The following is a 19155-nucleotide window of genomic DNA, read 5'->3' as shown; positions in this document are numbered from 1 at the left end:
GAGGTCACCAATGTTCGAGGGGGCGGCGAGCTGGAGGTCAGGCGATGCCGAACTGCTTGTCGATGAAGTCGAACACCTCGTCGGAGGTGGCCGCTTCGAGCGTCTCGGCGACGCTCTTGCCTTCCGGGGCCGCCTGCGGCTGGCCGTTCCAGGCGGTGAGGATGCTCTGCAAGCGGGCGGCGATGTCCGCTCGTTCGTCACTTTCGATCTCGGCCCGGGAGAGGGTGGCCGCCAGCCGGTCGAGTTCGGAGGCGAGGGTGCCGGTGCCGTGGGGTTGGGAGCCGGCCGGGTCCGGGAGGAGTTCGCCTCGGATGCGCTCGGCGAGGTCGGCCGGGGTGGGGTGGTCGAAGACCAGGGTGGCGGGGAGCCGGACGCCGGTCGCGGTGGCCAGGGCGTTGCGGAGTTCGACGGCGGTGAGGGAGTCGAATCCGATATCGCGGAACGGGCGGCCCGGCTTGATCTGTTCGCGTTCGGCGCGGCCGAGGACGGCGGCGGCCTGGGCGCAGACGAGCGCCGTCAGCTTGCGCGTCCGTTCGGTTTCGGGCAGCCCGGCCAGTTCGGTGCGCAGGGCTGCTGACGTGTCCTCGGTTGTGCCGGCGGCTGCCGCCGCTTCGGGGGATCCGGCGGTTTCGGCGGTGGCGAGGGCGGCGTCGGCCTCGGGGATTCCGCCGAGCAGTGGCCAGGCGCGGGTGGAGGTGTAGACGGGCGCGAACCGCTCCCAGTCGACGTCGGCGACGATTTCGTTGGTTTCGCCGGAGCCGACGGCGACGGCCAGGGCGGCGACGGCGGTGTCGGGCGGCAGCAGGCCGAGGCCGCGCCGGCCGAGTTGGCGGCTCAGCTCGTCGGAGGTGGCCATGCCGATCTCCGCCCAGGGGCCGAAGGCCACGGAGGTTGCGGCCAGGCCGCGGTGGCGGCGCTGTTCGGCCAGGCCGTCGAGGTAGGCGTTGGCCGCCGCATAGGCGCCGTTGTCGGCGCTGCCCCAGGCGGCCGCGATGGAGGAGAACATGACGAACGCGTCCAGCGGCTGGTCGCCGAGCAGTTCGTCCAGGTGCGCGGCACCCGCGACCTTTCCGGCTCCGGCGGCGTGCAGGTCCGCCGTTCCGGTGGCTTGGATCTCCCGGTTATGTGACACACCGGCAGCGTGCACCACGGCGGTTAGTGTTTTACCCGGAATTCCGGCGAGCAGGGCGGCGACGGCGTCGCGGTCGGCGATATCGCATGCGGTGATCGTCACCTCTGCGCCCGATTCGGCCAGCTCCCGCTCCAGTTCGGCGGCGCCTTCGGCCTCCGGGCCGCGCCGGGAGGTGAGCACCAGACGGTCGGCGCCTGCGGCCGCGGCCCAGCGGGCGACGGCGGCTCCCAGGCCGCCGGTGCCGCCGGTGATCAGCACGGTGCCGCGCGGCGACCAGGCGGCGGGCGTTCCGTCAGTTCCATCAGTGCCATCAGTACGGTCGGTGTGGGGGGCGCGGGTGAGTCGCCTGCCGTGGGTGCCGGTGGCGCGGATGGCGATCTGGTCCTCGGTGCCATCGCCGGAGAGCACGGCGAGCAGCCGGGTCAGGGCCGGCTCGTCGAGCGCGGGCGGCAGGTCGACGAGGCCGCCCCAGCGGTGCGGGGCCTCCAGGCCGACGATGCGGCCCAGGCCCCATACCTGTGCCTGCCGGGGGCGGCTGGGCGCGTCGGAACGCCCGGTGGACACGGCGCCCCGGGTGACGCACCAGAGCGGGGCGGGCAGTTCGGCGTCGCCAAGTGCCTGGCTGAGCAGGAGAGTTGCGGCCAGCCCTGCGGACGCGGCCTCGTTGCCCGGCGCGGTGTCCTCGATCAGGCCGAGGAGGGAGAGCACGCCGGTGGGTTGCGGGGTCCGCTCCGCGCGTTCCCGTAGCCGCTCCGCCAGCGCGGCGCGTTGGGTGCCCGGCGCCACCTCGACGCGGTGGACGTCGGCTCCGTTGGCGTCCAGCGCGGCGGCCACGGTCTCCAGGATGTCGGTGCCGGTCTGGCGCGGGTCGTGGGCGAGCAGCCAGGGGCCGGTGAGGGCGGGCTGCTCGCCGGTCTCGAACGTCCGCCAGGTGACGCGGTAGCGCCAGCCGTCGATGGTGTCCCGTTCCTGCTGGGTCTGTCGCCAGGACGACAGCACCGGAAGCACCTGTTCCAGGGAGGCGCGCTGGCCGTCGTCGAGGCGGAGGGTCCTGGTGAGGCTGCCGAGATCGCCGTGCTCGATGGCGTTCCAGAACGCGGTGTCCTGCGGCGATGCCGCCGGGGCCGCGCCGTTGACGGGGGCGGGGGTGGGCCAGTAGGGCCGGCGTTGGAAGGCGTAGGTGGGGAGGTCCACGGTGCGCGCGCCGGTGCCCGCGAACATGGCCGACCAGTCGACGTCCGTTCCGTGCTCCCAGGCGCGGCCCAGGGCGGTGAGCAGGGTTTCGGTCTCGTCGCGGCCGCCGCGCAGGGCCGGGGTGAACACGGCTTCCTCGGCGGTCTCGGCGCCGGCCGCGGACAGCACACCGTCCGGGCCGAGTTCAAGGAACGTACGCACACCCTGCTGGTGGAGGGTGGCGATGCCATCGGCGAAACGGACCGCCCGGCGGATGTGGTTCACCCAGTAGTCGGGGTCGGACAGTTGCTCCGTGGTGGCCAGTGTCCCCGTCACATTCGAAACCAGGGGAATGGTGGCAGGCTGGAACGTGAGCCCCGCGATCGCCGCGCGGAAATCGTCGAGCACCGGCTCCATCAGCGGCGAGTGGAAGGCATGGCTGACGGCGAGCTTCCGGGTCTTGCGCCCCTTCTTCCTCCAGGCCGCCGCTATCGACCGGACCGCCCGTTCCTTGCCGGAGATCACCAGCGACGTCGGCCCGTTGATCGCCGCGATCCCCACGCTCTTGGGCAACTCGCCCAACTCGGCCTCACTGGCCTGGATCGCCACCATCGAACCACCGGCGGGCAACGACTGCATCAACCTGCCACGCGCGGCCACCAGTTCACACACATCCGCCAGCGACCACACCCCCGCGCAGAAGGCAGCGGAGACCTCGCCGATGGAATGACCGGCCAGGAACTCGGGCCGGACACCCCAGGACTCCACCAGCCGATAGAGCGCCACCTCGACCGCGAACAACCCGGCCTGAGCATAAGCGGTCCGGTTCAACAGCTTCTGATCATCGCCGAACACCACATCGCGCAACGGCCGTTCCAAATGACGATCCAACTCACCACACACCGCGTCGAACGACTCCGCGAACACCGGAAACGCCTCATACAACTCCCGCCCCATGCCCAGGCGTTGCGCGCCCTGCCCCGTGAACAGGAACGCCAGCCGGCCGCCCTCGCCGGCGAGGGCATCGCTGGTACCGCCGCCCCGCTCGGCTGCCGCGCGCAGGTCGTCGAGCAGGGTGTCGCGGTCGTGGACGGTGAGGGCGAGTCGGGTGGTCAGCGCGGCGCGGCTGGTGGCGAGGGAGTAGGCGAGGTCGGTCAGGGCGAGTTGGGGGTGCTCAGCGAGGTGGCCGGCCAGCCGCTCGGCCTGTGCGCGAAGCCCCGCCTGGTCCGCTGCGGACAGCAGCACCGGCACCGCCGGCAACGGCGCCCGTTCCCCCTCGTCGGTCACCGGCTCGGGTGCCGGTGGCTCCTCGATGATGGTGTGGGCGTTGGTCCCGCTGATGCCGAAGGAGGAGACACCGGCTCGGCGGATCCGTCCCTCCTCGGGCTCCCATGGCCGGGCCTCGGTCAGCAACCGCACGGCGCCCGCCGTCCAGTCGACATGGGACGACGGCTCGTCCACATGCAGCGTGGGCGGCAACATCCCGTGCCGCAGGGCCATCACCATCTTGATCACACCCGCCACCCCGGCGGCGGCCTGGGTGTGACCGATGTTCGACTTGACGGAGCCGAGCCAGAGCGGACGGTCCGCCGGCCGGTCCTGGCCGTAGGTGGCAAGGAGCGCCTGGGCCTCGATCGGGTCGCCCAGGGTGGTGCCCGTGCCATGTGCCTCGACGGCGTCCACATCGGCCGTCGACAGGCCGGCGGAGGCCAGCGCCTGCCGGATCACCCGCTGCTGCGCCGGGCCGTTGGGCGCCGTCAGACCGTTGGACGCGCCGTCCTGGTTGATGGCCGAGCCGCCGCGCATCACCGCCAGCACCCGGTGGCCGAGGCGTTGTGCGTCCGACAGTCGCTCCAGCACCAGCAGGCCGACGCCCTCGCCCCAGCCCGTACCGTCTGCCGCCTCGGCGAACGACTTGCAGCGGCCGTCGGACGCGAGGCCGCGCTGCCGGGAGAACTCGACGAACAGCTGGGGCGTCGACAGCAGGGTCACCCCGCCGGCCAGCGCCATCCCGCATTCGCCCTGGCGGAGCGCCTGCGCCGCGAGATGCATGGCGACCAGCGACGACGAGCAGGCGGTGTCCACCGTCACCGCGGGGCCCTCGAACCCGAAGGTGTAGGAGAGCCGGCCGGATGCGACGCTCATCGCGGCCCCGGTCGCGGCATAGCCCTCGGTGGCATCGGGTGAGGAGAGCAGCAGCCCGGCGTAGTCCTGTCCGTTGCTGCCGATAAAGACGCCGGTTTCGCTGCCGCGCAGCCGCTCCACGTCGAGTCCGGCGCGTTCGAACGCCTCCCAGCCGGTCTCCAGCAGCAGCCGCTGCTGCGGGTCCATCGCCAGGGCCTCACGCGGCGAGATCCCGAAGAAGTCCGCGTCGAACTCGGCCGCACCCGACAGGAACCCACCGAACCGCGTCGTCGACGTCCCCGAACGCGACGGATCCGGATCGTAGAGCGACTCCACATCCCAACCACGGTCGGACGGGAACTCCGACACCGCGTCCGCACCCGACATCACCAGCCGCCACAGATCCTCCGGCGACGCCACCCCACCGGGGAACCGGCACGCCATCCCCACAATCGCGATCGGCTCGACATCCGAGCCGCGCGCCAGCGGACGGGCCTGGACGGCAACTGCCCCGGCGGAGCTGAAGAGTTCGGTGCGCAGATGCCCGGCGAGTTGACGGGGGGTGGGATGGTCGAAAACGAGGGTGGTGGGGAGCCGTCGGCCGGTCACCGCGGTCAGTCTGTTGCGCAGTTCGACGCCCGTGAGGGAGTCGAAGCCCATATCGCGGAAGGCGCGTTCGGGCCGTACCTCGCCGACGCTGTCGCCATAGCCGAGGACGGCGGCGGCCTCCGCGCATACCAGTCGCGTCAGCCGGCGTTCGCGGTCCGCGTCCCCCATCGCGGCCAGTTCGGCGAGCAGGGGGGTGTCGTCGGCGGGTCCTTCGGTGCCCTGGGCCGGGGGTTGTTCGACCAGTTCGGCGAGCAGGCCGCCGAGGCGTGCGGTGCTGGTGGTGCCGGCGATGCGCTGCCAGTCGGCGTCGACGACCATCTCGGTGGCGTTGCCGCTGCCGGCGACGGTGCCGAGGGCGGTGACGGCCAGCTCCGGGTCGAGATGCCGCATGCCACGACGCCCGGACTGGGCGGTCATGGTGTCGGTGACCGCCATGCCGGCCCCGGCCCAGGGACCCCAGGCGATCGACGTTCCCACCAGGCCACGCGCCTGCCGCGCCGCCGCCAACCCGTCGAGATACGCATTGGCCGCGCCATAGGCGCCCGCGCCCGCGCTGCCAAAGAGGCCGGCGGCGGAGGAGAAGAGCACAAAGGCGTCCAACTCCCGTTCGCCCAGCAGCTCGTCCAGCAGCGCCGCACCCACCACCTTGCCGCCCGCCGCCCGCGCCAGCGCCTCCTCGTCCAGACCGTCGAGCATCCCCGACACATCCACCCCGGCCGCATGCACCACACCCGTCAACCCCGCACCCGCAACCCCCAGCAACCCCGCCACCGCATCCCGATCCCCCATGTCACAGGCCACCACCTCGACCTCGGCACCCGCCGCCACCAACTCATCCCGCAACTCCACCGCACCCGGCGCCTCAAGACCACGACGACTCGACAACACCAACCGCTCCGCACCCTGCCCCACCACCCACCGCGCCACCCGCGCACCCAAACCACCCGTACCACCCGTAACCAACACCGTCCCACGCGGCACCCACACCCCACCGGCAGTGGACGACACCGGCACCAAACGCCGCGCATAAACACCCGAACCCCGAACCGCCAACTGCGCCTCACCACCACCCAACACATCCACCAGCAAACCCGCCGTCACCTCATCCACCTCAACCGGCAAATCGATCAGACCACCCCACCGATCCGGCACCTCCAACCCCGCCGCCAAACCCAACCCCCACACCTGCGACCCCACCGGATCCACCACCTCACCCTCCACCGACACCGCACCCCGCGTCACGCACCACAACCGACCCCCCACACCCACATCCCCCAACCCCTGCACCAAACCCAACGTCCCCACCACACCCAACAACGACACCACACCCGAAACCGACCCCAACCCCGCCAACGCAGCCACAAACCCCTCCCGACCAACCCCCGGATCCACCTCCACCACCACAACCTCAACCCCACACCCCACCAACGCCTCCCCCACCACACCCACAACCCCATCACCCGGCTCAACCACCACAACCCAACGACCCGACACCCCACCCCCACCACCCGACACCGCACGCCACGCCACCCCATAACGCCACCCATCCACCACACCCCGCACCCGACGCCCCCGCCACCACGACGACAACACCGGCAACACCGACTCCAACGACCCCACCTCATCCACCCCAAGACGCAACGTCTCAGCGAGCGAAGGCAGATCGTGGTCGGCCACGGCGTTCCAGAACGCGGACTCCTCGCCGTCCTCCCGGAGTTCGGGCCGGGTGGCGAAGTGCTCGACGGGCCAGTAGCGCCGGCGTTGGAAGGCATAGGTCGGCAGATCGACGCGGCGGGCGCCGGAACCGTCGAAGAGCGCGGCCCAGTCGACGGCGGCGCCATGCGCCCAGGCGCGGCCCAGGGTCATCAGGAGCGTTTCGATCTCTCCGCGTCCGGCCCGCATCAGCGGGGCGAACAGCGTGTCCTCGTCGTGTAGTTGCTCGACCACCTCGATGCCGGCCGAGGACAGCACGGCGTCCGGTCCGAGTTCGACAAAGGTCCGCACGCCCTCGGCGTGGAGGGTGGCCACGCCGTCGGCGAAGCGCACCGCATGGCGGATGTGGTCCACCCAGTAGCCCGGATCGCGCAGTTGCTCCGCCGTGGCGAGGCCGCCCGTCACATTCGACACCAGCGGAATCGTCGGCGGCTGGAACGTGAGCCCGGAGATGGCCGCGCGGAACTCGTCCAACACCGGTTCCATCAGCGGCGAGTGAAACGCGTGGCTGACGGCGAGCCGGCGGGTCTTCCGTCCCCGTTCGCGCCAGACGGTGGCCAGTGCGGCGACCGGCTCCTCCTTGCCGGAGATCACCAGCGAGGTGGGGCTGTTGATGGCGGCGATGCTCACGTCCGCCGGCAGTTCGCCCAGTTCGGCCTCGCCGGCCTGGATCGCCACCATCGCGCCGCCGGCGGGCAGTGACTGCATCAACCGGCCGCGTGCGGCGACCAGTTCACAGGCGTCGGGCAGGGACCAGACCCCGGCGCAGTAGGCGGCGGCGACCTCGCCGATCGAGTGGCCGGCCAGGAACTCCGGCCGGGCGCCCCAGCTGCGGACGAGTCGGTAGAGGGATACCTCAATCGCGAACAGGGCCGCCTGGGCATAGACGGTCTGGTTCAGCAGTTCCCCGTCCGCGCCGCCCTGGGCGGTGAACACCACGGAACGCAGGGGCCGTTCGAGGTGCCGGTCCAGTTCGGCGCAGACCTCGTCGAAGGTGGCGGCGAAGACGGGGAACCGGGCGTAGAGGTCCCCTCCCATGCCGATGCGCTGCGCGCCCTGTCCCGTGAAGAGCAGGGCGACCCTGGCGCCGCCGGCGGAGCCGCCGTCGACTGCCACGTCGAATCGCGGATCGCCTTCCGCGACCGCCCGCAGTTCGGCGGTCAACCGTTCGCGTTGGTCGGCGATCAGGACGGCGCGGTGCGGGAGTTCGGCGCGGCTGGTGGCCAGCGAGTAGGCGAGGTCGGCGAGCCGGACGTCGGATGCGCCGTCGAGGTGGTCGTTCAGCCGCCGTGCCTGGGCGCGCAGGGCGGTGGCGTCATGCCCGGTCAGCAGCACGGGGAACGCCGGCCAGGTGGTGGCCGACCCGTCGGCGAGGTCGGGTTCGGGACGTTCGGCGGGGTCGGCTGCGGCCGGGGGTTCCTCGATGATGGTGTGGGCGTTGGTGCCGCTGATGCCGAACGACGACACGCCCGCCCTGCGGACCCGGCCGTCCTCCGGCTCCCACGGCCGGGGCTCGGTCAGCAGCGTCACGGCGCCGGCCGACCAGTTCACGCGGGAGGACGGCCGCTCGGCGTGCAGGGTGCGCGGAAGGGTTCCGTGCCGCATCGCCATGACGATCTTGATCACGCCGGCGACGCCGGCCGCCGCCTGGGTGTGGCCGATGTTCGACTTGACCGAGCCGAGGAGCAGCGGACGGTCGTCCGGCCGGTCCTGGCCATAGGTGGCGAGGAGCGCCTGTGCCTCGATCGGGTCGCCGAGCCGGGTGCCGGTGCCATGCGCCTCGACCACGTCCACCTCGTCGGACGACAGCCCGGCGCCGGCCAACGCCTGCTGGATGACGCGCTGTTGAGAGGGTCCGTTCGGCGCGGTGAGCCCGTTGGAGGCACCGTCCTGGTTGACGGCCGAGCCGCGCACCACCGCGAGCACCTGATGGCCGTGGCGGCGGGCGTCGGAGAGCCGTTCCAGCACCAGTTGGCCGACGCCCTCGCCCCAGCCGACGCCGTCGGCGGAGTCCGCGAACGCCTTGCAGCGGCCGTCGGCGGACAGGCCGCGCTGCCGGGAGAACTCGATGAACAGCTGCGGCGTCGACAGCACCGTCACCCCGCCGGCCAGCGCCAGATCGCATTCGCCCTGCCGCAGCGCCTGCGCCGCCAAATGCATGGCGACCAGCGACGACGAGCAGGCCGTGTCCACCGTCACCGCGGGCCCCTCGAACCCGAACGTGTAGGAGAGGCGGCCGGACATGACGCTGAGGGCGTTGCCGGCGGCGCCATGGGCCTCGGCCGTCTCCGGTGGGGCCTGCATGAGCACCGTGCCGTAGTCGGAGCCGCTGATGCCGACGAACACACCGGTCTGACTGCCGCGCAGCGCGCGGATGTTCAGTCCGGCGCGTTCGAACGCCTCCCAGCCGGTCTCCAGCAGCAGCCGCTGCTGCGGGTCCATGGCCAGGGCCTCGCGCGGGCTGATGCCGAAGAACGACGCGTCGAAGTCCGGCATGCCGGTGAGGAACGCGCCACGCCGCGAGTAGGTCGTCCCCGACCGGTCGGGCTCGGGATCGTAGATGGCGTCGAGGTCCCAGCCACGGTCGGCGGGGAAGTCGCCGATGACGTCCCGGCCCTCGGCCAGGAGCTGCCACAGCTCCTCGGGCGAGGTGACGCCGCCGGGGTAGCGGCAGGCCATGCCGACGATCGCGATCGGCTCGTCGTCGGAGGCGGCGAACGGCCTTTGCTGGACGACGGGTTCGGTGGCCGCGCCGAACAGTTCGGTGCGCAGGAACGCGGCGAGTTGGCGGGGGCTGGGGTGGTCGAAGACCACCGTGGTGGCGAGCTGGAGGCCGGTCACCACGGTCAGCCGGTTGCGCAGCTCGACGGCGGTCAGCGAGTCGAAGCCCATGTCGCGGAAGGCGCGTTCGTCCTGGATATCCGCCTGGCGGTAGCCGAGGACGGTGGCCACCTCGGCGCAGACCAGTCGGGTGAGGCGGCGCTCGCGGTCCTCGTCGTCGTCCACCGCGTTCAGTTCGGCCAGCAGCGGTGAACGGCTGTCGGTGGGCGTGGCGTTGCGGTCGTCGACCGACGGGTCGACCAGTTCGCCGAAGAGCGCGGTGCCATAGATGCCCGCGATGCGCTGCCAGTCGGCGTCGGCCACGACCTCGGTGGCGTTGCCGCTGCCGGCGACGGTGCCGAGGGCGGTGACGGCCAGCTCCGGGTCGAGATGCCGCATGCCACGACGCCCGGACTGGGCGGCCGTGGTGTCGGCGACCGCCATGCCGGCCCCGGCCCAGGGACCCCAGGCGATCGACGTTCCCACCAGGCCACGCGCCCGACGCGCCGCCGCCAACCCGTCGAGATACGCATTTGCCGCGCCATAGGCGCCCGCGCCGCCGCCACCGAGCACTCCGGCCACTGAGGAGAACAGCACAAACGCGTCCAACTCCCGCTCGCCCAGCAGCTCGTCCAGCAGCGCCGCACCCACCACCTTGCCGCCCGCCGCCCGCGCCAGCGCCTCCTCGTCCAGACCGTCGAGCATCCCCGACACATCCACCCCGGCCGCATGCACCACACCCGTCAACCCCGCACCCGCAACCCCCAGCAACCCCGCCACCGCATCCCGATCCCCCATGTCACAGGCCACCACCTCGACCACCGCGCCCGCCGCCACCAACTCATCCCGCAACTCCACCGCACCCGGCGCCTCAAGACCACGACGACTCGACAACACCAACCGCTCCGCACCCTGCCCCACCACCCACCGCGCCACCCGCGCACCCAAACCACCCGTACCACCCGTAACCAACACCGTCCCACGCGGCACCCACACCCCACCGGCAGTGGACGACACCGGCACCAAACGCCGCGCATAAACACCCGAACCCCGAACCGCCAACTGCGCCTCACCACCACCCAACACATCCACCAGCAAACCCGCCGTCACCTCATCCACCTCAACCGGCAAATCGATCAGACCACCCCACCGATCCGGCACCTCCAACCCCGCCGCCAAACCCAACCCCCACACCTGCGACCCCACCGGATCCACCACCTCACCCTCCACCGACACCGCACCCCGCGTCACGCACCACAACCGACCCCCCACACCCACATCCCCCAACCCCTGCACCAAACCCAACGTCCCCACCACACCCAACAACGACACCACACCCGAAACCGACCCCAACCCCGCCAACGCAGCCACAAACCCCTCCCGACCAACCCCCGGATCCACCTCCACCACCACAACCTCAACCCCACACCCCACCAACGCCTCCCCCACCACACCCACAACCCCATCACCCGGCTCAACCACCACAACCCAACGACCCGACACCCCACCCCCACCACCCGACACCGCACGCCACGCCACCCCATAACGCCACCCATCCACCACACCCCGCACCCGACGCCCCCGCCACCACGACGACAACACCGGCAACACCGACTCCAACGACCCCACCTCATCCACACCAAGACGCAACGTCTCAGCGAGAGCCCCGGCGTCCTCGGCCTCGACCGCACGCCAGAAGGTCTCTTCGGCCGCATGCGTGGGGGACGTGGACGGCCGCGTCATATCGACCGCCACATCGGGCCAGTACCGTTCCCGCTGGAAGGCATAGGTCGGCAGGTCGACGCGGCGGGCGCCGGAACCGTCGAAGAGCGCGGCCCAGTCGACGGCGGTGCCATGCGCCCAGACGCGGCCGAGCGCGGTCAGCAGGGTCCTGGCCTCGTCGCGGCCGGCACGCATCAGCGGTGCGAACACCGCGTCCTCGGCGGTCTCGGCGCCGGCGGCGGACAGCACACCGTCCGGGCCGAGTTCGAGGAAGGTGCGCACGCCGACGCCCTGGAGCGCGGCGATCCCGTCGGCGAAACGGACGGCCCGACGAATATGGTTCACCCAGTAGCCCGGGGCACATATCTGCTCCACGGTGGCCAACTCGCCTGTCACATTCGACACCAGGGAGATGGTCGGGGCCTGGAACCTCAGCCCGGAGATCGCCGCGCGGAATTCGTCCAGCACCGGTTCCATCAGCGGCGAGTGGAAGGCGTGGCTGACGGCGAGCCGTCGGGTCTTCCGCCCCCGCTCGCGCCATTCCCCGGCCAGCGCGGTAACGGCTTCCTCGGCACCGGAAACCACCAGCGAGGTGGGCCCGTTGATCGCCGCGATGCCGACGCCCGCCGGCAGTTCGCCCAACTCGTCCTCGGTGGCCTGGATCGCCACCATCGCCCCGCCCACCGGCAGCGACTGCATCAACCGCCCACGAGCCGCCACCAGTTCACACGCATCGGCCAGCGACCACACCCCCGCGCAATAGGCGGCGGCAACCTCGCCGATCGAATGCCCGGCCAGAAACTCAGGCCGCACCCCCCACGACTCGACGAGCCGGAACAACGACACCTCAACCGCGAACAACGCCGCCTGCGCATAAACCGTCTGATTCAACAACTCCGCATCGTCACCGAACACCACCTCCGAAAGCGACCGTCCCAGATGCCGGTCCAACTCCCCGCACACCGCGTCAAAAGCCTCCGCGAACACCGGGAACGCGTCATACAACTCCCGGCCCATTCCGAGCCGTTGCGCGCCCTGCCCCGTAAACAGAAACGCGGTCCGGCCGTCCCTCGCCGTGCCAATGGCCGAATCCAGACGCGGGTCGCCGGCCGCGAGGGCTCCCAGCTCGTCGGTCAGCTGAGCGACGCTGTCGGCGAGCAGCAGGACGCGGTTCTCCAGCCGAGCCCTGCCGGTGGCCAGCGAGAACGCGATATCGGTCACGCTGTCCTCGGGGCGCGTCCCGAGGTGTGCGAGCAGCGCGCGGGCCTGCCCGCGCAGCGCTTCGCCGCCCAGGGCGGAGAGCGCCACCGGCACCAGGGGCAGCGGCTTGCCCCCGGGGGCGGCGCCGGCGGCCCGGTCGAGCGGGGGCGCCTCCTCCAGGATGGTGTGCACATTGGTGCCGCTGACGCCGAACGACGACACGGCGGCTCGGCGGAGGCGTCCCTCCTCGGGCAGCCAGGGCCGTTCCTCCGTGAGCAGGGACACCGCACCCGCCGTCCAGTCGACGTGCGGGGACGGCACATCCGCGTGCAGGGTGCGCGGCATGGTGGCATTGCGCAGCGCCATGACCATCTTGATGATGCCGCCGACGCCCGAAGCGGCCTGCGCATGGGCGATATTCGACTTGAGCGAGCCCAGCCAGAGCGGCCGGTCCGCCGGCCGGTCCTGGCCGTAGGTCGCGAGCAGCGCCTGGGCCTCGATCGGGTCGCCCAGCTTGGTGCCCGTGCCATGCCCCTCGACGACATCGACATCGGACAGGGTGATGCGGGCGTTGGCGAGGGCCTGGCGGATGACCCGCTGCTGCGAGGGGCCGTTCGGCGCGGTCAGACCGTTCGACGCGCCGTCCTGGTTGACGGCCGAGCCCCGCACCACGGCCAGCACCGGGTGGCCGAGGCGCTGTGCGTCCGACAGCCGTTCGATGAGGAGCATGCCGGCGCCTTCGCTCCAGCCGGCGCCGTCGGCGGAGTCGGCGAACGACTTGCACCGGCCGTCGGGCGCCGAAGCACGCTGGCGGGAGAAGGTGATGAAGGTCGCCGGGGTCGCCATCACGGCGACCCCGCCGGCCAGCGCCATATCGCACTCGCCGTTGCGCAGTCCCTGCACCGCCAGGTGCAGAGCCACCAACGACGAGGAGCAGGCGGTGTCCACGGTCACCGCTGGGCCTTCGAGGCCGAAGGTGTAGGACAGTCGGCCGGAGGCGATGCTCGGCACCTTGCCGGTGCCGACCGCTCCCTCGCTCTCCGGCAACGGGCGCAGCACATCGTAGTAGTCGTGGTACATGACGCCGGTGAAGACGCCGGTGCGGCTGCCGCGCAGGGTGGTTGGGTCGATGCCCGCGCGCTCCATCGCCTCCCACGAGGTTTCCAGCAGCAGTCGCTGCTGCGGGTCGGTGGTCAGGGCCTCACGGGGCGACAGGCCGAAGAACTGGGGGTCGAACCCGGCGACATCGCTGAGGAATCCACCGTGCCGGCTGTAGCTCTTGCCCAGCTTGTCGGGGTCGGGGTCGTAGAGGCCGTCGACGTCCCACCCCCGGTCGGTCGGGAACGGCGAGATGGCGTCGGTTCCGGACGCCACCAGCTCCCACAGTTCCTCGGGTGTGGTGACCCCGCCGGGGTAGCGGCAGGCCATGCCGACGATGGCGATGGCCTCGTTGTCGGTGGCGTGTGTGGTGGCCAGGGCCGGGGTGTCGACGCTGACGACCTCGCCGACGACCTCGCGGACCAGAAAGCCCGCCAGCACCTCGGACGTGGGGTAGTCGAACACCAGGGTCGCCGGCAGCCGCACGCCCATCACGGTGGCGAGTCGGTTGCGGAGCTCGACCGCGGTCAACGAGTCGAGGCCCAGTTCGGTGAACGGCTGCGCCGGGCCCACAAGGGCCGGCTGTGCATAGCCGAGCACGCCCGCCACCTGCTCGCGGACCACATCGAGCAGCAGCCGGTGCCGCCCGGCCTCATCGAGTCCCGCCAGCCTGCCGGCCCATCCGGTGTCCGTCACGGCACCGGCCTTCGCCACGGCGCGAGTCGGCACCCGCACCAGGCCACGGAACAGTGCGGGAATCTCGCTGCTCGTGGTGGCCGAGGAACGCAACGCGTCCAGGTCCAGGCCGATGGGGACGGTGAGTTCGGCGTTCAGACGGAGACCGGCGTCGAAGAGGGCGAGCCCTTCCTCGGTGCTCAGGGCCCGGATGCCGCCCCGGTTGATCCTGCCGGAGTCCGCCTCGCCAAGGGTGGCCCCCATACCGCCGCCCTCCACCGCCCACAGCCCCCACGCCATCGACACACCCGGCAAACCACGCTCACGACGCCGCGCCACCAACCCGTCCAGGAACGTATTCGCCGCCCCATAACTGGCCTGCCCCGCATTCCCCAACACACCGGCCGCAGAAGAGAACACCACAAACAGATCCAGATCGAGATCCGCCGTCAACTCGTCGAGAATGACGGCCCCGCGCGCCTTCGGGGCCCATACCCGTTCCAGGCGTTCGGGGTTCAGTGAGGCGAACACCCCGTCGTCCAGCACACCGGCCGCATGGACGACACCGCGCAGCGGGAAGTCCGGGTCGATCGACGCCAGCACCTCGGCCACCGCGTCCCGATCCGAGGCATCACACGCCACCGCCTCCACGGACGCACCCAAACCGGCCAACCGCTCCACCAGCCCCTCGGCGACCGCACCACTTCGGGACAGCATCAACAACCGCCGCACCCCATGCCGTTCGGCAAGACGCTCCGCCACCAAACCCGCCAACGCACCCGAACCACCCGTGATCAACACCGTCCCATCACCACGCACCACCGCCTCACCGTCCACAGGCACCGACGCCAACGGCACCCGCACCAGACGCGGCACCCACACCTCACCCCCACGCACCGCAACCGCAGGCTCATCCAACCCCAACAACCCGCCCACGGAGACCTCGTCGTCCGTGTCAAGGAGCATGATCCGGCCGGGCTGTTCGGCCTGCAGCGCTCGCACCAACCCCCACACCGACGCCGCATCCGGATCCACCCCACCCCCACCCACCGGATCCACCGCACCCGACGTCACCACCACCAACGGCACCCCCGACCCCTCCTCCTCAACCAACCACCGCTGAACGGCAACCAACGCACCCGCCGCATCGCCCAATCTCAACTCCCGCCAGTCCTCGGCGTTTTCACCCCCGGCCAGGGCCGGAACCCACTCCACCCGGAACAACGACTCCCCACCGGCGCCGATCGCCTCCGGCGAGAACGCCCGCACGCCCAGGGAGGTCACCTCGGCGACCGGCCGGCCCTCACCATCCGCCAGCAGCATCGACACCAGGTCCGGGCCGATGGCCCGCAACCGCACCCGAAGCACCGACGCGCCCACCGCCCACAACGACACCCCGTTGAACACAAACGGCAGCCGGCCCTCACCGTTGGCGGACACCACGCCGCTGATGTTCAGCGCGTGCAGGATCGCGTCCGTCAGCGCGGGGTGCATACCGAACGCGCCGGTCTGGTCGGCCAGCGTCTCCGGCGCCACCACCTCCACAAAGGCGTCGCCGTTGCTCTGCCGCCACAGCCGCCGCAAGCCGTGGAAGCCCGGGCCGTACTCGACCCCGGGATTGCCCGCGCCCGCGTAGAAGCCGGACACGTCGATCTCCTCGGCGTCCGCCGGGGGCCAGTGGGTGAGGTCGAAGGTGGGGGCGGCTCCCTCGCGCCCAAGCATGCCGGCGGCGTGGTGCGTCCAACCCTGGGCGGCGCCCGGGTCGTCGTCCAGGCGGGAGTGCACGCTGACGGAACGGCGTCCGGTCTCGTCGGGGCCGCCCACGCTCACCTGCACGATGGCATCGCCCTGTTCGGGCAGCACCAACGGCGCCTGGAACATCAGTTCTTCCACCATGCCGGTGCCGACCTGGGTGCCCGCGTGCAGGACCAGTTCCAGCAGTCCGGTGCCGGGAACGACCACCCGTCCGGCGACCCGGTGATCGGCCAGCCAGGGGTGGGTGCGCACCGATAGCCGCCCGGTCAGCAGAAAACCGTCGCTGTCGGCAAGCGCCACCGCCGCGCCCAACAACGGGTGTTCGGCACGGCCAAGACCCGCCGCGCTGACATCGCCCACCCGGGCGCCCGCGTCCGGCCAGAAGCTCTGGTGTTGAAAGGCGTAGGTCGGCAGGTCGACTCGGCGGGCGCCCTGACCGGCGAACAGGGCAGGCCAGTCGACGGCGAGGCCCCTCGTCCACAGCTGGGCCAGCGCGGTCAACAACGTGCGGGCCTCATCGTGGCCGCCGCGCAGCGCGGGCGCGAACAGCGCGTCCTCGGCGCTCTCGGCGCCGACGGCGGACAGCACACCATCCGGGCCGAGTTCCAGGAACGTGCGCACGCCCTGCCGGTGGAGCGTGGCGACGCCATCGGCGAAACGGACCGGCTGACGGATATGGTCCACCCAGTAGTCGGGATCGGACAGCTGCTCCGCCGTCGCCAATGCGCCCGTCACATTCGAGACCAGCGGAACCGTCGGCGGCCGGAACGTCAACCCGGCGATGGCCGCACGGAATTCGTCCAACACCGGTTCCATCAACGGCGAGTGGAAGGCATGGCTGACGGCAAGCCGTCGAGTCTTCCGCCCCCGCTCGCGCCACTCCCCCGCCAACGCGATAACGGCTTCCTCGGCACCGGAAACCACCAAAGAATTCGGCCCGTTGATCGCCGCGATGCCGACGCCCGCCGGCAGTTCGCCCAACTCGTCCTCGCTCGCCTGGATCGCCACCATCGCCCCACCGGCCGGCAGCGACTGCATCAACCGCCCACGCGCCGCCACCAGTTCACACGCATCCGCCAGCGACCACACCCCCGCGCAATAGGCGGCGGCAACCTCACCGATCGAATGACCGGCCAGAAACTCAGGCCGCACCCCCCACGACTCGACGAGCCGGAACAACGACACCTCAACCGCGAACAACGCCGCCTGCGCATAAACCGTCTGATTCAACAGCTCCGCATCATCACCGAACACCACCCCGGCCAGCGGCCGTTCCAGACGCCGGTCCAACTCCCGACCCACCGCGTCAAACGACTCAGCGAACACCGGGAACCCGGCATACAACTCCCGCCCCATCCCCAGCCGTTGCGCGCCCTGCCCCGTGAACAACAACGCCAACCGGCCGCCTTCGCCCGAGGACCCGACCACCACATCCAACGACGCCACCCCATCCGCCAACCCCGCCAGCGCCGCCACCGCCTCATCCCGCTCCCCCGCCACCACCACCGCACGCCGACCCAACGCCGAACGCCCCGAAGCCAACGAGAACCCCACATCCACCAACGACACCCCACCACCACCCGCCAAAAACCCACCCAACCGCCCCGCCTGCCCCCGCAAACCACCCTCACCACGCCCCGACACCACCAAAGGCACCACCCCCAACCCCGACGAACCAACACCCCCATCCACAACAACACCCTCGTCCGGCGCCTCCTCCACAATCACATGCGCATTCGTCCCACTGATCCCGAACGACGACACACCCGCCCGCCGAACCCGCCCCTCCCCCACACCCCAGGGACGCGCCTCCGTCAACAACTCCACCCGCCCCGCCGACCAATCCACCCGCGGCGAAGGCACCTCCACATGCAGAGTCCGAGGCAACGTCCCATGACGCAGTGCCTCCACCATCTTGATCACACCCGCCACACCGGCGGCCGCCTGCGTATGGCCGATATTCGACTTCACCGAGCCCAACAGCAACGGCTGGTCCGCCGGCCGGTCCTGGCCATAGGTCGCGAGCAGCGCCTGCGCCTCGATCGGATCACCCAACGACGTACCGGTGCCATGCGCCTCCACCACATCCACATCAGCCGACGACAGACCGGCGGAGGCCAGCGCCTGCCGGATGACGCGCTGCTGGGCGATGCCGCTGGGCGCGGTCAGACCGTTGGAGGTCCCGTCCTGGTTGACGGCGGAGCCGCGCAGCACCGCCAGCACGGGGTGCCCGAGGCGGCGGGCGTCGGAGAGGCGTTCGACGGCGAGGATGGCCACGCCCTCGGAGAAGACGGTGCCGTCGGCGGAGTCGGCGAAGGACTTGACGCGTCCGTCGCCCGCGAGGCCGCCCTGCTGGGCGAAGCCGATGAGGATGTCGGGGCCGGGCATGAGGGTGACCCCGCCGACGAGGGCCATCTCGCACTCGCCCTGCCGGAGGGAGCGGCTGGCGAGGTGCAGCGCGACCAGCGCGGAGGAGCAGGCGGTGTCGACGGTGATCGCGGGGCCTTCGAGGCCGAGGGTGTAGGCGACGCGGCCGGAGATGACGCTGTTCGCGTTGCCGGTCATCAGATGGCCCTCGTCGGCGTCCGGGGTGCCGCGCAGGAGGTGGGGATAGGTGTCGTTGTGGCCGCCGGTGGAGCAGCCGATGAACACGCCGGTCTGCGTGCCCCGGAGAGCGGAAGGGGCGATGCCCGCGCGTTCGATCGCCTCCCATGAGGTTTCGAGGACATGGCGCTGCTGTGGGTCGGTGGCGAATGCCTCGCGGGGGCTGATGCCGAAGAGGCCGGCGTCGAACTTGTCGATATCGGGGAGGAATCCGCCGCGCCAGGAGGTGGGGGCCCGTCCGGTGTCGAAGCGGGGGTCGTCGGCGTTCGGCATGTCCCAGCCACGGTCGGCGGGGTAGTCGGTGATGCCTTCGTGTCCGTCGGTGACGAGCCGCCACAGGTCCTCGGGGCTCTGGACGCCGCCGGGGAAGCGGCATGCCATGGAGACGATGGCGATGGGCTCGCGGGCCGCTGCCGTGAGTTGACGGTTCTGTTCCCGCAGTCGGCTGGTGTCCCGGAGTGCCGCCTTGAGCGCCTCGGCCACGCGGGAGTCGGAAAGAGCCATGATTCTCCAGTTCGGGGTGGTCGGGC

The 19155-nt window shown here is 71.2% G+C and carries 1 protein-coding gene; it reads right to left on the bottom strand.

Annotated features, from left to right (window positions below; all coding sequences use genetic code 11):
- Positions 1–37 precede the first annotated feature (37 nt).
- The gene (locus tag AOM46_RS26745; RefSeq protein WP_078857210.1) at positions 38–19129 is read right to left on the bottom strand and encodes a type I polyketide synthase; all 19092 of its coding nucleotides are present in this window, start codon (positions 19127–19129) and stop codon (positions 38–40) included.
- Positions 19130–19155 lie beyond the last annotated feature (26 nt).

The organism is Streptomyces sp. NBRC 109706 (assembly GCF_000974485.1).
Lineage (GTDB): Bacteria > Actinomycetota > Actinomycetes > Streptomycetales > Streptomycetaceae > Streptomyces.
The sequence above is the reverse complement of the archived record's forward strand: the minus strand, read 5'-3'. Positions and strand labels throughout refer to the sequence as shown.

Bases quoted from the DNA above. Each gene is read 5' to 3' on its own strand.
- AOM46_RS26745 (WP_078857210.1), bottom strand. From the start codon at position 19,129: ATGGCTCTTTCCGACTCCCGCGTGGCCGAGGCGCTCAAGGCGGCACTC.